This is a genomic window from Pseudomonas sp. BN515, from assembly GCF_029873155.1.
Classification (GTDB): Bacteria; Pseudomonadota; Gammaproteobacteria; order Pseudomonadales; family Pseudomonadaceae; genus Metapseudomonas.
Window position 1 is genome coordinate 78,764 of the sequence record NZ_SSOH01000043.1, and the last position, 15,707, is coordinate 94,470.

Genomic DNA, 15,707 nt, shown 5'->3' on the forward strand with positions numbered 1-15,707 from the left:
TGGGGGGAGATCAGGCTCCCGTCTTGAGCATTTCTGCGGCGCGTACGGCGAAATAGGTGAGGATGCCATCGGCGCCGGCGCGTTTGAAGGCCACCAGGGATTCGAGGATGACGGCCTCGCTCAGCCAGCCGTTCTGGATCGCCGCCATGTGCATGGCGTACTCACCACTGACCTGATAGACAAAGGTCGGCACGCGGAATTCATCCTTCACCCGACGAACGATATCGAGGTAAGGCATGCCCGGCTTGACCATCACCATGTCGGCGCCTTCGGCCAGGTCGGCCGCGACTTCGTGCAGGGCTTCGTCGGTGTTGGCCGGGTCCATCTGGTAGCTGGCCTTGTTGGCCTTGCCGAGGTTGGCGGCGGAGCCGACCGCATCACGGAAGGGGCCGTAGTAGGCGCTGGCGTACTTGGCCGAGTAAGCCATGATGCGCACGTTGGGGAAGTCCGCCAGTTCCAGGGCTTCGCGAATGGCCTGGATGCGGCCGTCCATCATGTCCGAGGGGGCCACCACCTGGGCGCCGGCTTCGGCGTGGGACAGCGCCTGCTTGACCAGCGCATCGACGGTGATGTCGTTCTGCACGTAGCCGTTTTCGTCGAGGATGCCGTCCTGGCCGTGGGTGGTGAACGGGTCCAGGGCAACGTCGCTGATCACACCCAGCTCCGGGAAACGGTCACGCAGGGCGCGGATGGCGCGCTGGGCGATGCCGTCGGGGTTCCACGCTTCGGCGCCGTCGAGGGATTTCTTCTCCAGCGGAGTCACCGGGAACAGCGCCAGCGCCGGAATGCCCAGCTCGACCCAGGCCTCGGCTTCCTTGAGCAGCAGGTCGATGGACAGGCGCTCGACGCCAGGCATCGAGGCCACGGTTTCGCGGCGGTTCTCGCCGTCCAGCACGAATACCGGGAGGATCAGGTCGTCGACGGTCAGGACGTTTTCGCGCACCAGGCGGCGGGAGAAATCGTCACGGCGGTTGCGGCGCAGGCGGGTTGCGGGGAACAGGCGGTTGGCAGGGGTAAAGCTCACAGCAGACTCCAGGGCCCGGAACGGACGCAGTGTGACAAATATAAGGGCCGATTATGACCGAATGGTAACAATCCGGGACAGCGACCCGAGGTCGCGTCGACCGCTGGGGAGGGAGATGGGCATTGTCCGCGGTCAATCTGATGGCATTCGGCACCGGTCGGAGCTTTTCCCGGGGCGCCATCCCGGTTAGGCTTCGCGTTCATTTCGCTGCGCACCCCAACCATGCTGCAACAATTTCTCCAGGATTTCGGCTACTTCGCCCTCTTCCTCGGCACCTTCTTCGAGGGTGAGACGATCCTGGTCCTGGCCGGCTTTCTTGCCTTCCGGGGCTACATGGACATCAACGCCGTGGTGGCCACGGCGTTCTTCGGCAGCTATGCCGGCGACCAGCTCTGGTACTACCTGGGTCGCCACAAGGGCCGGCAGATCCTTTCCCGCAAACCGCGCTGGCAGGCCATGGGCGACCGCGCCCTGGCGCACATCCGCCGCCACCCGGACATCTGGGTCCTGAGTTTCCGCTTCGTCTACGGCCTGCGCACCGTGATGCCGGTGGCCATCGGCCTGTCCGGCTATCCGCCGCTGCGCTACCTGATCCTCAACGGCATCGGCGCCCTGATCTGGGCCCTGGCCCTGGGCTTCGCCGCCTTCCACTTCGGCGCCGTGCTCGAAGGCATGCTCGGCAACCTCAAGCGCTACGAGCTGATGGTCCTCGGCGGCCTGCTGGCCATCGGCGGCCTCCTCTGGCTGAGGCGCCGCCTGCGCAACAACGGCAGGAAAGCCTGATCAGACGGCCAGCGCCGCCTCACGGCGCGGCAGGCCGAACAGCGCAAGCAGACTGACCAGGCTGTAGAGCCCCAGCAGTCCCCACCCCATCGCCCCCATCGGCAGCAACCCGAGCGCCGCGCCCGCCCAGAGTGCCGGCCAGTTCAGTGCCAGCCGCGCCAGCTCCAGCCAGCGCGCCCAGGGGCGATTCTCCAGCCAGGTACCGATCGCGTAGAGGCCGAAGGCCATCCACGCCCAAGCCAGCCAGAGCCCGGCGAGCGATGCCTTGTCGCCAGTGCCCAGCAGCCAGGTGCCGGCCACCACGTAGAGGGCGAACTGCAGCCCGGCGTACCACTTCTGCGCACGGCCCAGGGGCACCTCGAACTTGATGAAGCGCGACAGGTCGGGCTTGACCTGTGGATAACGCTCGGCCACGTCCGCCGGGCGCCAGCCGGTGCGCATGAACCAGATGCGCAACTTGTCCCAGCGGGATTCGGCGCGTACCGCGTCGCGCCAGAGCTGCACGTAGAACTGCAGGTTGGCCCAGAGCGGGTTCCAGCTGGCCAGCGGCGTGGTCACGCCGAAGATCACCGGCTCTTCGTCCAGCTCCTCCTGGAAGGTGCCGAACAGGCGGTCCCAGAGAATGAACACGCCACCGTAGTTGCGATCCATGTACACCGGGTTCTGCGCATGGTGGACACGATGGTTGGACGGGGTAATGAAGATCCACTCCAGCCAGCCGAGCTTGGGCACATGGCGGGTATGCACCCAGAACTGGTAGAGCAGGTTCAGCGCGCCCACGGTGAAGAACACCAGGGGCGGCACGCCGGCGATGGCCATCGGCAGGTAGAAGATCCAGCCGAAAAGAAAGCCCGTGCTGGTCTGGCGCAGGGCGGTGGAGAGGTTGTACTCCTCGCTCTGGTGGTGCACGGAATGAGCGGCCCAGAGCACGTTGCGCTCATGGCCCAGGCGGTGGTTCCAGTAGTAGCAGAAGTCATAGAAGACGAAGGCCAGCAACCACACCCACAGGCTGCTGGCGGACATCTCTAAAAGCGCCAGGTGCTGCCAGGCGAAGGTGTAGGTCAACAGCCCCACCACCTTGGTCAGCAAGCCGCTGGTGGTCGACAGAACGCCGGCGCTCAGGCTGTTCAGGGCGTCGGCGGTGCGATAACTGCTCTTTCCGCGCAGGCGGTCGGCAATCAGTTCGATACCAATCAGCAGGAAGAAGAAAGGCACGGCATAAAGGACATAGTTCATGGGGCAGCCTTGTCGTCGTTCTTGTCCGGTGACCCACAGGTGGCGAAGGGGGTTGGCGCGGTGCTCGCGACCCGATTCCCCGGCCTGCTAGGATTGCTCGTCAGGGTCTGTCCGACACGCCGCCGCGCTGGCGGCATTCGTCCAGTACCCGGGATGCTACTCTCGCAACCAGCCTTCCCCCTCGGCATGGCGTGCCAACCCAAGCGGCATATGACGACAGCATGCGCAAACTCCTGAAACCCGCCCTGATCGCCCTGCTTCTCCTGGCCTGCGCGGCCTTGCTCGGACTCTATCCCTATCGTGCTGCGCTGCTGCCGCAGACCGCCGACCTGCCGGCGGCAGAACAGCGACTGGCGCCGCACCTCAGCCTGTTCACCCCGGAAGGCACCGGCCCCTTCCCCACCGTGCTGGTGTTCCACGGCTGCAGCGGCCAGAGCGCGCTGTTCATGCGCAACGTGAAAAGCTGGCTGCTGCCCGCCGGCTACGCCGTGATGTTCGTCGACAGCCATGCCGCGCGCGGCATCGAAGACTGGCGGCCGGTGTGCGACGGCAAACGCCTGTGGGGCAATGAACGCGCCATCGACGTCTACGCCGCCCTGGCGCTGGCTCGGCGCAATCCGGCCATCGACAGCGACAGGCTGGCACTGCTCGGGTACTCCCACGGCGGCTGGACCATCCTCGACGCGCTCTCCTACGACGGCAGCGCCGGCCACGGATTCCCGGCCACCGGCAAGGGCGCGCTGGCCGGCGTGCGCGGCGTGATCACCTATTACCCCTACTGCGGCTTCCCCGCCCACCTGCGCGACGGCCTCGGACACAACGCCCCGGTGCTGATGTTCCTTGGCAGCAAGGACCACGTCACCGACCACCAGCAATGCCTCTCGGCCCTCGACCAGCTCGCTGGCGATCGCCTGCAGCTGGTGCAATACGGCAATGCCGATCACGTCTTCGACCAGCGCAGCGACCTGAATACCTATCAACCCGGCCCGGCCCAGGATGCCCAGCAACGCGCACTGGCGTTCCTGCGCGAGAACCTCGGACCGGCCCAATGACCTGGAGATATCCATGACCAAGAAAGTTGCCGTGATCCTGTCCGGCTGTGGCGTTTACGACGGCGCGGAGATCCACGAGAGCGTGATCACCCTGCTGCGCCTGGACCAGCGCGGCGCCAAGGTCCAGTGCTTCGCCCCGAACATCGCGCAGCACCATGTGATCAACCACACCACCGGCGAAGAGATGCCGGAAAGCCGCAACGTGCTGGTGGAATCGGCACGCATCGCCCGCGGTGAGATCAAGGATGTGCGTGAACTGGCCGCCGCCGACTTCGACGCCCTGATCGTTCCCGGTGGCTTCGGTGCGGCGAAAAACCTTTCCGACTTCGCCATCAGCGGCGCCAACTGCATCGTGCAGCCCGACGTACTGGCCGCGGCCCGCGACTTCGCCGAGGCCGGCAAGCCTGTGGGGCTGATCTGCATCGCTCCGGCGCTGGCGGCGAAGATCTACGGCGAAGGCGTGACCTGCACCATCGGCAACGATGCCGGCACCGCCGCCGCCCTGGCCGAGATGGGCGCCCAGCACGTGGACTGCGTGGTCGCTGAAATCGTCGAAGACCACAAGCGCAAGCTGGTGACCACCCCGGCCTACATGCTCGCGCAATCGATCAGCGAGGCTGCCGCCGGCATCTACAAACTGGTGGACCGGGTGCTGGAACTGGCCCACTGATGTCCCCGAGCGGGCGGCTCCAGCCGCCCGCTTCGTGTCGATCCGGCCAATCCGCCCGCCTCTCCCGCCGTCCCCCTTGGCACCTTTGCCGCAACTAGGGCAGCGTCGGGCCATCGATGCTCTCAGGAGGCGCCATGAGCCAGGCCGACTTCATCCTCACCCCGGAACTGCAACAGGCCGTCGCCGGGTTCTTCGAACGCATTCCCTTCAATCGCGTACTCGGCATCCAACTTGGCGAGATGACCACCGAAAAGGTGGTGATGCACCTGCCGATGAAGGACGAACTGATCGGCAACTTCGTCCACGGCATCCTCCACGGTGGCGTGATTTCCAGCCTGCTCGACGTGGTAGGCGGCGCCATGGCACTGATCGGCGCCTTCGAGCGGCACCAGCACTTATCCACAGCTGAGCGCATGGAGCGGCTGTCCAAACTCGGCACCATCGATCTGCGCATCGACTACCTGCGCCCCGGTCGGGGCCGGCACTTCACTGCCACCGCCGTGCTGCTGCGCTCAGGCAACAAGGTCGCCGTGGTGCGTTCGGAACTGCACGCCGACGACGGCACCCTGGTGGCGGTGGGTACCGGCACCTACCTCTGCGGTTGAGGATTAGGGCACGGACGGACGCCCGACATCCCGTTGCAGTTGGCTATCGCCGGCCAGCTCAACGCCACCTCCCAGCCCCGTGCACTGACATGCACAGACGCCAGCGCTGCTCCGCCCGGAGAAGGATCAGGGCACTGAGCGCTAGCCCCGGCTCAGTTTCGTCAGCAGCCGGTCCAGGGAATTGGAGAAGGCCTGCCGCTCCCGGTCGCCATAAGCTGCCTGACCACCGCCCATCTGGCCCTGGTCGCGCAGGTCGGTGAGCAGGTTGCGTACCGCCAGCCGCTCGCCCATGTTGCGCTCGTCGAACTCGCGACCGCGCGGGTCGAGCGCCGCCACGCCCTTCTTCACCAGGCGATCGGCCAACGGTACGTCGCTGCAGATCACCAGCTCGCCGGGCACGGCGTTCTCCACCAGGTAGTCATCGGCCGCGTCCGGGCCGCTGGGCACCACCACCAGGCGCACGCAGGCGAAGGCTGGCTTGACCTGGCTCTGCCCGGCCACCAGCACCACCTCGAACTTGCGCTTCAGGGCGAACTTGATCACCAGGTCCTTGGCCGCCCGGGGGCAGGCATCGGCATCGATCCAGACGCGCATGGGATAGCTTCCGCAGATAGGAAAAAGGCGAGGAGTTTACACCCCCCGCCCTCCATTCAGGCTTGCGCCGCGTTGCGCTCGCGCAACCAGCTGCGGCCGTAGAGCGCTGCGATGGCCAGCAGCGCCAAGCCCTGGGCAGACAGGGTATAGGCATCGGGATGGATGCCCAGCCAGTCGAACTCGAAGAACGGCACGGGACGAGTACCCAGTACGCCAGCTTCCTGCAGTGCCGCCACACCATGGCCGGCGAACACCACCGACAGAGCACAGAGCAGGATGGCGTTGGCGGTGAAGAAGGTGCCCAGCGGCAACTTCGCCGAGCCGCGCAGGATGACCCAGGCCAGCCCCACCAGCAGCACCAGTGCGCTCACGGCGCCGGCGATGACCATGCCGTGGCCGGCCGGACCGGCCTGCAGCCACAGGGTTTCGTAGAAGAGGATCACTTCGAACAGTTCGCGGTACACCGAGAAGAACGCGAGGGTGGCAAAGCCGAAGCGACCACTGCTGCTCAGCAGGTGTTCCTTGATGTAGCTCTGCCAGGCTGCGGCATGGCGGCGGTCATGCATCCACACGCCGAGCCAGAGCACCATCACGCAGGCGAACAGCGCGGTGAAACCTTCCATCAGCTCGCGTTGAGCACCGCCGACGTCGATCAGGAACGCCGCCACCGCCCAGGTGGCGAAGCCGGCCACGATGGCCAGGCCCCAGCCGAGGTGTACGCCGCGCACCGCATTCTCCTGGCCGGTCTTGCGCAGGAAGGCGAGGATCGCGGCCAGCACGAGGATGGCTTCGAGACCTTCACGCAGCAGGATGAGCATGCTGGAAATGAAGCTCAGCGAGCCGCTCAGGCCGTCGCCGCCCAAGAGTCCGGCGGACTTGTCCAACTGGGCCTTGGCGTGCTCCAGCAATTGCGCGACCTGGCCGACCGACTGGCGATCCTGCAGGGCCTGCCGGTACGCCATCAACGCGCGCTCGGTGGTCTTGCGCTGCACGGCATCAAGGTTGTCGAGCGAGCTCTCCACCAGCTCGAAACCTTCCAGGTAGGCTGCCACCGAGAGGTCGTAGGCCTGATCGGCATCGCCATCGCGATAAGCCTTGAGGCTCTGCTCCAGGGTGGAACGGGTATGGGCGATCAGCTCCTTGGGCCCGCGCTGCTGGATCGGCGGCTGGGCGCGCTGGGCACGGAACAGCGCCTGGACGGCAGTGCCCTGGCTGGTACCCACTTCTTCCGGCGTGCGGCCGGCCAGCTCACCAAGGGAGATGGCCTCGCCCTTCACCGACGGGTCCGCGCTGAAACCGGCGATGTAGCTGGCCAGGTCCCAACGCTGACGGTCGTCCAACTGGTCGGCGAAGGCCGGCATGTCGGTGCCTTCCACACCCAATCCCAGGGTGTTGTAGAGGTCGTAGAGGCTCATCCGATCCATCCGCGCCTGGTCGCGCAGATTGGCCGGCGGCGGCTCCAGGCCCATGCCCGCCGGGCCATCGCCGGCGCCGGTGTCGCCATGGCAGACGCTGCAATGCTGGGCATAGAGCAGCGCGCCACGGGCGGGGTCGGGCGTGATGAGCGGGGCCTGGCTGACCTCGTAGGTCGCCGCGAGCCGGGTGGCCAACTGGCGGGCCTGACGGGCCACGCTGGCGCCATCCTGCTTGCCTTCGACAGCCTGGTGCAGGCTGGCGACGCCCTGCTCCAGTTCCTTCTGTCCGTCACGGGCCGGCAGGGCAACGATCAGCGCCTGCAGGGCGCCGAGGAACTCGATTTGTTCGCGGTATTCGCTGGCGTCGATGACCTTGCCATCGACCACGGTGGCCGGGTAGTCGGCACCGATGTAGCTGAGCAGGTGCAGGGCCTGGGCGGCGCCTTCGGTCTGGTCGGCCATCAGGCCGAAGCTGCAGACCAGCATCAGCGGCATCAGGAGCCAGCTGAGCAATCTCGGAATGGGGAACATGAGTCAATCTCAAATGAGAATGGGGAAACGAATTGTTACCGTCCTAACGACTCAGCTCAACCCCGGATGTCCACCCGGATTGCGGCGGTTTGTCGCAAGGAATCCCTGAAGGCCTCATGAATACTGGCCTTCAGGTCAATTGATGAGTGCTGGAAGCAGATCGGAGGAAGAAGAATTCCGACGGAATAGAGCCGGCGGCGCCGGCTCCGGGATCACACCGGTGCGCGGCGGACGGTGGCCAGCAGCGCTGCCGCACCCACGAACAGGGCGGCGAAGCTGCGGTTCATCACGCGCTGCTGGCGCGGCGTACGCAGCAGGCGCAGGACGCGGGCGGCGAGACCGGTGTAACCGGCCATGACGATCAGGTCGACGGTAATCATGGTCACGCCCATCACCAGGTATTGCTCCACCAGCGGCGCGTGGGGATCGATGAACTGCGGCAGGACGGCGAGCATGAAGACGATCGCCTTGGGGTTGCTGAAATTCACCAGGAAGCCGCGCAACACCAGGGTCAGCGGGCGGCCGATGGGACGCTCGGCGGAGTTGTCGGCCATGTCGCTGGGCAGTGCCTTCCACTGCTTGACGGCGAGATAGACCAGGTAGACCACGCCGAACCACTTGATCAGGCTGAAGGCCAGGGCGGAGGTGGCGAGGATCGCACCGACACCGGCGGCAACGATGGCGATCTGCAGGGCCAGGCCGATCTGCAGGCCGAGTGCGTTCCAGTAGCCGCGCAGGAAGCCGTATTGCAGTCCGGAAGACATGGAGGCGATGGCACCGGCACCCGGTGAAAGGCTGATCACCCAGCAGGCGACCAGGAAAGCGAGCCAGGTCTGGAGCGCCATGGCAGATACCTCGGAAACGAAAAGGGGCAGGCCGCAGAGCCTACCCCTTCGCCAGGGCACTGCACAGTACCGTCAGCGCCAGCGGCGCACCGCCTTCTGGAAGAACAGGCTGTTGGGCACCTGCACCATGGCGCCGGCGTTGTCTTCGCTGAGGTCTTCGAGGGTGGTGTAGAACAGGTTGATGGCGACCACCCTGCCCTTCACGCCCGGCTTGTCGGCGCTTTCCACCACTTCCACCTTGTCGCCCATGCGGAACGGCCCGAGGGAGAAAATCAGCACCGCGCAGAACATGTTGGAGAGCACGCTCCAGATCGCGAAGAACGCCACCGCTGCCACGGCGGCGAAACCGGTCAGGGCGGTCCACAGCACCTCGGCCGACACACCGAAGCGCTCCAGCACCAGCATGAAGGCGCTGCCGAGGATCATCCAGCGCAAGAGGCCGCGCAGCGGCAGCATCAGTTCCGGAGGCAGTTGTGGATAATGCGTCCCGAGGCGGGTGATGCCGCGGGTGACGATGCGCTGCACCAGCCACGCCAGCAGCACGATCAGCAGCACCTGGGCGGCGCGGATCAGCGGCTCGCTCCAGGCCATCAGGAGTTGCAGGTCATCCATCAGTCCGCGGCCTCCAGTTGCCGCTGCAGCTCCTCCAGGGTCTCCAGGGCGAGGAGCCAGGCTTCTTCCAGTTCGGCCTCGCGGCCTTTCAGGCGCGCCTGATCGGCCAGCAGGTCACGCAGTTCGTCCTTGCGCGCCGCATCGTAAAGCGCGGAATCGCCCAAGCGTTCCTCGACAGCGGCCAGTTGCTCGTGGACCTTGCCCAGCTCCTTCTCCAGCTTGTCGGCTTCCTTCTTGTGCGGAGCCAATTGCTGGCGCAGGGCTGCGGCCGCCTGACGCTGGGCACGCTTGTCGGTCTTGTCCGGGTTCACCGGGGCGCTGGACACAGGCGCCTGGCGCGCACGGAAATCCACCAGCCAGCGGGCATAGTCGTCGAGGTCACCGTCGAAGCTCTGCACGCGGCCATCGGCCACGAGCAGGAACTCGTCCGTGGTGCTCTTGAGCAGGTGGCGATCGTGGGACACCACCAGCACGGCGCCGGCGAAGTCTTGCAGGGCCATGGTCAGGGCCAGGCGCATTTCCAGGTCGAGGTGGTTGGTCGGTTCGTCCAGCAGCAGCAGGTTGGGCTTCTGCCAGGCGATCAACGCCAGGGCCAGGCGCGCCTTCTCGCCGCCGGAGAAGTTGGTCACCGCCTCGTCGCAGCGATCGCCCCGGAAGTCGAAGCCGCCGAGGAAGTCGCGCAGGGTCTGCTCGCGCTCGGTGGGAGCCATGCGCTGCAGGTGCAGCAGCGGACTGGCCTTGGGATCGAGCGCATCGAGCTGATGCTGGGCGAAGTAGCCGATGGCGAGATTCTCGCCACGGGCGAGGCGGCCGCCGAGGGGATCGAGGTCGCCGGACAGCGTCTTGATCAGGGTCGACTTGCCCGCGCCGTTGGGGCCCAGCAAGCCGATGCGCGCACCCGGTGCGAGCTGCAGCTTGACCTGCTGAAGCACCGTCTTGTCGCCGTAGCCGAGACGGCCTTCGGACAGGTCCAGCAGTGGGCTGGAAATCTTGTCGGCTTCGCGGAAGCTGAAGTCGAACGGTGAGTCCACATGGGCCGGCGCCAGTTCTTCCAGGCGCTCCAGCGCCTTGATCCGGCTCTGCGCCTGGCGGGCCTTGGTCGCCTGCGCCTTGAAGCGGGCGATGTACTTCTCCATGTGCGCACGTTGCGCCTGCTGCTTCTCGTACGCCTGTTGCTGCTGCGCCAGGCGTTCCGCACGGGTGCGTTCGAAGGCCGAGTAGCCGCCGCGGTACAGCGTCAGCTTTTGCAGTTCGAGATGCGCGACGTTGTCGACGACCGCATCGAGGAAATCACGGTCGTGGGAAATCAGCAGCAAGGTGCCCGGGTAGCCCTTGAGCCACTCTTCGAGCCAGAGGATGGCGTCGAGGTCGAGGTGGTTGGTGGGCTCGTCGAGCAGTAGCAGCTCGGAGGGGCACATCAGCGCCTGGGCAAGGTTCAGGCGCATCCGCCAGCCGCCGGAGAAGTCGCCGACGCGTCGGTCCATCTGCTCCGGGGAGAAGCCGAGGCCGGCCAGCAGCTTGCGCGCACGGGCGTCGGCCGTGTAGCCATCGGCGCTGTCCAGTTCGATGTGCAGGCGGGCGATGGCGGTGCCGTCGTGGCCCGCTTCTGCAGCGGCCAGCTCGCGCTGTACCCGGCGCAGGTGCTGGTCACCGTCGAGCACGTAGTCCACGGCCAGGCGTTCCAGGTTGTCCACTTCCTGGCGCATGTGGGCGATGCGCCAATCGGCGGGCAGCAGGCAATCGCCGGCATCGGGCCCAAGCTCGCCTCGCAAAAGAGCGAACAGACTGGATTTGCCGGCACCGTTGGCGCCGATTAGGCCGACCTTCTGGCCGGCGTGCAGGGTCAGTTCAGCGCCTTCTAGCAGGCGCTGCGGACCACGCTGTAGAGTGAGATTTTGCAGTCGGATCATGATGGCGGCGGAGTTTATCAGCTTCGTCGCCCTGCCGCCCGAGGAGCACCATGCCTTCAGACCTGTGGACTTTCGCCCTGCGCCTGTACACCGAACCCGGTGTCGAGCAGGCCTGCCTGCATCTTCAGGACGGCGGTGGCGATGTCTGCCTGTTGCTCACGGCCTGCTGGCTGGGACGACGCGGCACCGCCTTCGACGCTTCGCGCCTGGACACTCTGCTGCGCGTTTGCGAGCCGTGGCAGGAAGGAGTGGTGAAACCGTTGCGCGCACTACGCCAGAACTGGCGCGCCCAGGCTCAGGACGACCCGGCACTGGCCGGTTTGCGGGAACAGATCAAGGCGCTGGAACTGGACGCCGAACGCAAGCTGCTGGCTCGTCTGGAGAGTGCCGCGGATGGTTGGGCGGAAGGCGGGATGGAGCAGGTGGAAAACTGGCTGCTGGGCTGCTGCCCAGTGCTGGAAGCAGCGGACCGCGACGCGCTCGATGTTATGCGCGCCGCGGCCCTGGCGCTTTAGTTCGACGGCGAAGTCGGAGCGGCACCATTGCTGCTGACCGGAGCCACGCTGGCGACCGGTGCGGCGGCCGGAACGGCCGGAGCAACAGCGGCAGCCGGGGTAGCGGCGGCAGGCTTGGCGACCGGAGCCGGAGCGGCGGGCTTCGCGGCAGCGGGTTTGGCCGGAGCGGCCTTCTTCACTGCCGGCTTGGCGGCCGGTTTCTTCGCAGCGGGCTTGGCGGCAGCTGCAGGCTTGGCGGCAGTTGCGGCCGGCTTGGCTGCGGCAGCGGGCTTGGCCGCTACTGCTGGCTTGGCTGCAGGTTTGGCAGCAGGCTTCGCGGCGGCCTTGGCAGCTGGTTTCGCAGCTGGTTTCGCAGCTGGTTTGGCTGCGGGCTTGGCGGCAGCGGCGGGTTTCGCGGCAGCCGGTTTAGCAGCCGGCTTGGCAGCAGCGGATTTTGCAGCCGGCTTCGCAGCAGGCTTGGCTGCGGCTTTGGCGGCAGGCTTCGCGGCAACCTTGGCAGCCGGTTTGGCTGCGGGCTTCGCAGCAGCAGCGGGTCTGGCGGCAGCCTGTTTCGCAGCTGGCTTGGCAGCGGCGGATCTAGCAACAGGCTTCGCGGCGGGCTTGGCTGCAACTTTGGCGGCAGGCTTGGCTGCGACCTTGGCAGCGGGCTTCGCGGCAGGCTTGGCTGCAGCAACCTTGGCAACAGGCTTGGCAGCCGGTTTCGCGGCGGGTTTGGCCGCGGCTCTGGCAGCCGGTTTCGCAGCAGGCTTCGCGGCAGCCTTGGCCACAGCGGGTTTGGCTTCGCGGGAGGTCAGCGCCTTGCTGGCGGCCTCACGCACTTTGCCCACGCCCTGGGCGAGCTTCAGGCTCTCCTGGGAGTCACGCTTGAGCTGGGCGATGTAGGTACGGGTTTCGGCCTGACGATTCTTCAGGGTCTCGAGCAGCGCTTCGAGTTCACCGATGTTGGCCTTGGCCTTGGCTTGCGCCTTGGCTTTGCCGGCCTTGGCGGCATCCTGCAGCTTGGTACGAGCGGCGTGCAGTTTTTCCTGGCTCTTGCCACGCTGCTTCTCCAGTTTGGTCAGCAGCTTTTCAGCGTCGACCGAAGCTTGGGCGCAGGCTTTTTCGAGGTGTTCGAGCAGGCTGTGGGAAAGCTGATGCAACAGGTGCAGCGGGGTGCTTACGGGCTTCTTCTTGGCCGACATGGTATGCCTCCTGGCGGGCGTTATTTGGCCCATACTAGTCGCCTGTTTCGCGAGTCGCCAGAGGCCGCGCAATTCCGCCCGCCAGGGCCTTGCGACTGATCGCCGGTGCAAGGTCTCACGAGTGCGATCCAGACCTGGACCCGCGAGGTCGGAAATCCCTCTTTGCACCGACAGCCGCACAATGCCGCAATGGCTCTGGAATCAGGTTTCCAGCGAGGCTCAACACCCTGATTCCAGCGCCGTCAGGACAGTGATCAGGCCGGTTGCGAGGCCTGGCCCTGATGGGCGTTGTGCAGCACTTCGATCAGGCAGTCTTCCAGCTCGAAGCGTTCGTGAAGCAGCTGCCCGAGATTCTTCAATTCGCTAGTCAGGCAGAGATCACGGCAATCGCCATTGTCGCAGCGGTCGTTGAAGGCCAGCGCGACTTCGGTGATGGCTTCGATGCGAGGATAGATTTGCTTGGCGAGGTCGAGGCCGCGTTGGTCGCCAAACGCTTTCGCCTCATTGAGCAATTGCTCGTAGACCTCGAAGTGCCCTGCAGAAACATAGTCCAGCAGGACCTCACAGAACCTTTGCAGCCCTTCTGCGTTGGCGCTGGGGGCTTGTGGTTTTTCGCTCAGCGAGCTGTATACGCGGACCAGCTCATGGCGCTCCTGCAGCCAGCGGTCGATCAGCTGGTGCACGCCACCCCAACGTTCCTGAGCGTTCTGGCAACTTTCGAGCATGGTGACGACCTCACTTCCCTAATTCGGTAATGCCGTTATACGTCCGCTCCGAGACGGTTTTTTGTCGACCGGTGCAAGATCTTGGGAAGACACCACCAAAACGGCAATATTCCGGCGGCGCGTGCGGGCCAGATTATGCCCGCCGGGCAGTGCCATCAAGGCGCTGGCAGGAAAAAATTCATACGAGCGTTTAAACGACAGGCCGCGGCCAGTCTGGCCGGAGCCGTTTGGCCCACGCGGCGAATTGGCGCAGTGAACGAAGGGCAGGAAAACGGCGGGAAAGTGCAGCGGCAGGGCGCATGGCAAGCCATGCGCCCTGAGGGATCAAGCGCGGCGCAGCAGCTGATAGAGCGAGAACAGGATGCAGCCGGCGAAGGCCAGCAGGCTCCATTCGGGAATGCTCATGCCGAAGAGTGTCCAGGTCACTGCCGCGCAGTCGGCGGTGCCATGGAGCATGGTCTTGACGATCTGCAGGAACGGCCACGCCTCGATCATGTAATCGAAGCTCGGCAGGCAGGCGGGCAACTGGTCCGCCGGCACGCTCTGCAACCAGATCTGGCGACCGGCGAAACCCGCGCCACCTGCAGAGAAGAGCAACGCCAGCACGGCGTAGACACGTCGCCCGGTGCGCTCTGGACCATGGATTGCCGCGATCAGGCAGACGATGCCGAAGGCGATGATGAAGACGCGCTGGACGATGCACAGCGGGCAGGGTTCGAGACCCAGGGCGTGTTCGAGGTATAGCGCGCCGCCCATGACGGCAACGCAACCGAGGAATGCGAACAGGAAGAGTGAACGCGGGCTTGCCAGGGACATGGCGGCTCCGTTGGGTTATCAGGAAGGGCGTTACGGTAGTGGAAAGCGCCTTGGGCTTTCAAGGCGACCGACTAGGCTGGATGAGGTTGCCTATCCGGAGAACACCGCCATGTGTCGGCTACTCATGCTTGCCCTGCTCCTGCTGTCCGGAGTAGCCAACGCCGCGTTGCCCCTGGAGCGTATCCGGTTGCCCGAGGGGTTTCGCATCACGCTGGTAAGCGACCAGGTGCCCGATGCCCGGGAAATGACCTGGGGTGAGCGCGGTACGCTCTTCGTCGGCAGCAACGCGGCAGGCGCCGTCTATGCACTGGCCCCCACCAGCGGCAAGGTTCGCACCATCGCCAGCGGCCTACAGCTTCCAGTTGGCGTGGCCTACAAGGGAGGCGACCTTTACGTCTCCGCGGTCAGTCGAATCCTGCGCCTGCACGACATAGAGTCGCGACTGGATTCTCCACCCAAGCCCGAGGTGGTGTATGCCGACCTGCCACGAGAAACCCATCACGGCTGGAAGTTCATCGCCTTCGGTCCCGACGGCAAGCTCTACGTGCCGATAGGAGCACCTTGCAACGCCTGCGCGGAAGACCCCGACATCTATGCCGCCATCCACCGCATGAACGCCGATGGCAGCGGCAGGGAGCTGGTGGCGCGCGGCGTGCGCAATACAGTGGGATTCGACTGGCACCCGCAGACAGGCGAGCTCTGGTTCACCGACAACGGTCGCGACCTGATGGGCGACGACGTGCCCGACTGCGAGCTGAATCGCCTGGAAAAAGTCGGTCAGCATTTCGGCTTTCCCTACTGTCATGCCGACGATGTAGCCGACCCGACATTCTCCAAGCGTCCCTGCAGCGAATTCGTCGCACCCGTGGTGAAGCTGGGGCCGCATGTGGCGCCGCTCGGAGTGCGCTTCTACACCGGTGAACAATTCCCCGCGGAATACCGCAACAACCTGTTCATCGCCGAGCACGGCTCGTGGAACCGCAGCGAGAAGATCGGCTACCGGATCAAGCGAGTCGAGCTCAACCCGGACGGCAGCCTGAAACGCCAAAGCGTGTTCGCCGAGGGCTGGCTCGAAGATGGCGATGTCTGGGGACGTCCGGCGGACGTGCTGGTGACCCCAGACGGCGCGCTGCTGGTGAGCGATGACTACGCCGGGGCTGTCTACCGCATCGACTACGTAGGGAAGTGACCCC

Annotated in this window: 16 protein-coding genes; 6 read left to right on the top strand and 10 right to left on the bottom strand. The window is 65.6% G+C overall.

Features of this window, described 5'->3' with window-relative positions; all coding sequences use genetic code 11:
* Positions 1-10 precede the first annotated feature (10 nt).
* Positions 11-1,024 (bottom strand): porphobilinogen synthase, encoded by a 1,014-nt coding sequence (gene hemB, locus E8E91_RS11530; protein WP_179061286.1) that lies wholly within the window; start codon positions 1,022-1,024, stop codon positions 11-13.
* Between the two features lie 222 nt (positions 1,025-1,246).
* Here hemB and E8E91_RS11535 point away from each other — a divergent pair, with 222 nt between their 5' ends.
* Positions 1,247-1,807, top strand: a complete 561-nt coding sequence (locus E8E91_RS11535) for a DedA family protein (RefSeq protein WP_151138263.1) — start codon at positions 1,247-1,249, stop codon at positions 1,805-1,807.
* Here E8E91_RS11535 and E8E91_RS11540 read toward each other — a convergent pair whose 3' ends face one another.
* Positions 1,808-3,043 carry a sterol desaturase family protein gene (locus tag E8E91_RS11540; RefSeq protein WP_280375865.1) on the bottom strand — a complete coding sequence of 412 codons (1,236 nt, stop codon included), beginning with the start codon at positions 3,041-3,043 and terminating at the stop codon, positions 1,808-1,810.
* A 221-nt stretch (positions 3,044-3,264) separates the two neighbouring features.
* Between E8E91_RS11540 and E8E91_RS11545 the strand changes: the two genes are divergently transcribed.
* The 3 genes from E8E91_RS11545 to E8E91_RS11555 all read left to right on the top strand — a co-directional run bounded on the left by E8E91_RS11545 (position 3,265) and on the right by E8E91_RS11555 (position 5,370).
* The gene (locus tag E8E91_RS11545; RefSeq protein WP_280375866.1) at positions 3,265-4,095 is read left to right on the top strand and encodes a dienelactone hydrolase family protein; all 831 of its coding nucleotides are present in this window, start codon (positions 3,265-3,267) and stop codon (positions 4,093-4,095) included.
* A 13-nt stretch (positions 4,096-4,108) separates the two neighbouring features.
* Positions 4,109-4,765: an isoprenoid biosynthesis glyoxalase ElbB gene (gene elbB / locus E8E91_RS11550; RefSeq protein ID WP_280370026.1), complete on the top strand. Its 657-nt coding sequence runs from the start codon at positions 4,109-4,111 to the stop codon at positions 4,763-4,765.
* A gap of 134 nt (positions 4,766-4,899) precedes the next feature.
* Positions 4,900-5,370 carry a thioesterase family protein gene (locus E8E91_RS11555; RefSeq protein WP_280375867.1) on the top strand — a complete coding sequence of 157 codons (471 nt, stop codon included), beginning with the start codon at positions 4,900-4,902 and terminating at the stop codon, positions 5,368-5,370.
* A gap of 141 nt (positions 5,371-5,511) precedes the next feature.
* Here E8E91_RS11555 and E8E91_RS11560 read toward each other — a convergent pair whose 3' ends face one another.
* From E8E91_RS11560 to E8E91_RS11580, 5 genes are all read right to left on the bottom strand, one after another.
* Positions 5,512-5,964, bottom strand: coding sequence for a YaiI/YqxD family protein (locus E8E91_RS11560; RefSeq protein ID WP_190829324.1), 453 nt, complete (start codon positions 5,962-5,964; stop codon positions 5,512-5,514).
* A gap of 56 nt (positions 5,965-6,020) precedes the next feature.
* Positions 6,021-7,910, bottom strand: a complete 1,890-nt coding sequence (locus E8E91_RS11565) for an FTR1 family protein (protein ID WP_280375868.1) — start codon at positions 7,908-7,910, stop codon at positions 6,021-6,023.
* A 212-nt stretch (positions 7,911-8,122) separates the two neighbouring features.
* Positions 8,123-8,755 carry a homoserine/homoserine lactone efflux protein gene (rhtB, locus tag E8E91_RS11570; RefSeq protein ID WP_280370018.1) on the bottom strand — a complete coding sequence of 211 codons (633 nt, stop codon included), beginning with the start codon at positions 8,753-8,755 and terminating at the stop codon, positions 8,123-8,125.
* Between the two features lie 72 nt (positions 8,756-8,827).
* Positions 8,828-9,367 (bottom strand): mechanosensitive ion channel family protein, encoded by a 540-nt coding sequence (locus E8E91_RS11575; RefSeq protein ID WP_280370016.1) that lies wholly within the window; start codon positions 9,365-9,367, stop codon positions 8,828-8,830.
* Positions 9,367-11,277 carry an ATP-binding cassette domain-containing protein gene (locus tag E8E91_RS11580; RefSeq protein ID WP_280370014.1) on the bottom strand — a complete coding sequence of 637 codons (1,911 nt, stop codon included), beginning with the start codon at positions 11,275-11,277 and terminating at the stop codon, positions 9,367-9,369. The genes E8E91_RS11575 and E8E91_RS11580 overlap by 1 nt, the downstream gene beginning before the upstream one ends.
* Positions 11,278-11,327: 50 nt before the next feature.
* On the opposite strand from E8E91_RS11580, the gene E8E91_RS11585 reads away from it, so the two are divergent.
* Positions 11,328-11,792: a TIGR02444 family protein gene (locus E8E91_RS11585; protein WP_280375869.1), complete on the top strand. Its 465-nt coding sequence runs from the start codon at positions 11,328-11,330 to the stop codon at positions 11,790-11,792.
* On the opposite strand, the gene E8E91_RS11590 is transcribed toward E8E91_RS11585, so the two are convergent.
* The 3 genes from E8E91_RS11590 to E8E91_RS11600 all read right to left on the bottom strand — a co-directional run bounded on the left by E8E91_RS11590 (position 11,789) and on the right by E8E91_RS11600 (position 14,514).
* Positions 11,789-12,973, bottom strand: a complete 1,185-nt coding sequence (locus E8E91_RS11590; protein WP_280375870.1) for an AlgP family protein — start codon at positions 12,971-12,973, stop codon at positions 11,789-11,791. The genes E8E91_RS11585 and E8E91_RS11590 overlap by 4 nt on opposite strands.
* 254 nt (positions 12,974-13,227) lie before the next feature.
* A complete protein-coding gene (rsd, locus tag E8E91_RS11595) occupies positions 13,228-13,698 on the bottom strand; it encodes a sigma D regulator (protein ID WP_190829311.1) in 471 nt (156 codons plus the stop codon).
* Between the two features lie 324 nt (positions 13,699-14,022).
* Positions 14,023-14,514 (bottom strand): disulfide bond formation protein B, encoded by a 492-nt coding sequence (locus E8E91_RS11600; RefSeq protein ID WP_280370007.1) that lies wholly within the window; start codon positions 14,512-14,514, stop codon positions 14,023-14,025.
* 109 nt (positions 14,515-14,623) lie between these two features.
* Between E8E91_RS11600 and E8E91_RS11605 the strand changes: the two genes are divergently transcribed.
* A complete protein-coding gene (locus tag E8E91_RS11605; RefSeq protein ID WP_280375871.1) occupies positions 14,624-15,703 on the top strand; it encodes a PQQ-dependent sugar dehydrogenase in 1,080 nt (359 codons plus the stop codon).
* Positions 15,704-15,707 lie beyond the last annotated feature (4 nt).

What these genes read in the sequence shown, in the direction of transcription:
- E8E91_RS11535 (WP_151138263.1), top strand. Translation starts at nt 1,247, where the DNA reads ATGCTGCAACAATTTCTCCAGGATTTCGGCTACTTCGCCCTCTTCCTC.
- E8E91_RS11540 (WP_280375865.1), bottom strand. Translation starts at nt 3,043, where the DNA reads ATGAACTATGTCCTTTATGCCGTGCCTTTCTTCTTCCTGCTGATTGGT.
- E8E91_RS11545 (WP_280375866.1), top strand. Translation starts at nt 3,265, where the DNA reads ATGCGCAAACTCCTGAAACCCGCCCTGATCGCCCTGCTTCTCCTGGCC.
- elbB (WP_280370026.1), top strand. Translation starts at nt 4,109, where the DNA reads ATGACCAAGAAAGTTGCCGTGATCCTGTCCGGCTGTGGCGTTTACGAC.
- E8E91_RS11555 (WP_280375867.1), top strand. Translation starts at nt 4,900, where the DNA reads ATGAGCCAGGCCGACTTCATCCTCACCCCGGAACTGCAACAGGCCGTC.
- E8E91_RS11560 (WP_190829324.1), bottom strand. Translation starts at nt 5,964, where the DNA reads ATGCGCGTCTGGATCGATGCCGATGCCTGCCCCCGGGCGGCCAAGGAC.
- E8E91_RS11565 (WP_280375868.1), bottom strand. Translation starts at nt 7,910, where the DNA reads ATGTTCCCCATTCCGAGATTGCTCAGCTGGCTCCTGATGCCGCTGATG.
- rhtB (WP_280370018.1), bottom strand. Translation starts at nt 8,755, where the DNA reads ATGGCGCTCCAGACCTGGCTCGCTTTCCTGGTCGCCTGCTGGGTGATC.
- E8E91_RS11575 (WP_280370016.1), bottom strand. Translation starts at nt 9,367, where the DNA reads ATGGATGACCTGCAACTCCTGATGGCCTGGAGCGAGCCGCTGATCCGC.
- E8E91_RS11580 (WP_280370014.1), bottom strand. Translation starts at nt 11,277, where the DNA reads ATGATCCGACTGCAAAATCTCACTCTACAGCGTGGTCCGCAGCGCCTG.
- E8E91_RS11585 (WP_280375869.1), top strand. Translation starts at nt 11,328, where the DNA reads ATGCCTTCAGACCTGTGGACTTTCGCCCTGCGCCTGTACACCGAACCC.
- E8E91_RS11590 (WP_280375870.1), bottom strand. Translation starts at nt 12,973, where the DNA reads ATGTCGGCCAAGAAGAAGCCCGTAAGCACCCCGCTGCACCTGTTGCAT.
- rsd (WP_190829311.1), bottom strand. Translation starts at nt 13,698, where the DNA reads ATGCTCGAAAGTTGCCAGAACGCTCAGGAACGTTGGGGTGGCGTGCAC.
- E8E91_RS11600 (WP_280370007.1), bottom strand. Translation starts at nt 14,514, where the DNA reads ATGTCCCTGGCAAGCCCGCGTTCACTCTTCCTGTTCGCATTCCTCGGT.
- E8E91_RS11605 (WP_280375871.1), top strand. Translation starts at nt 14,624, where the DNA reads ATGTGTCGGCTACTCATGCTTGCCCTGCTCCTGCTGTCCGGAGTAGCC.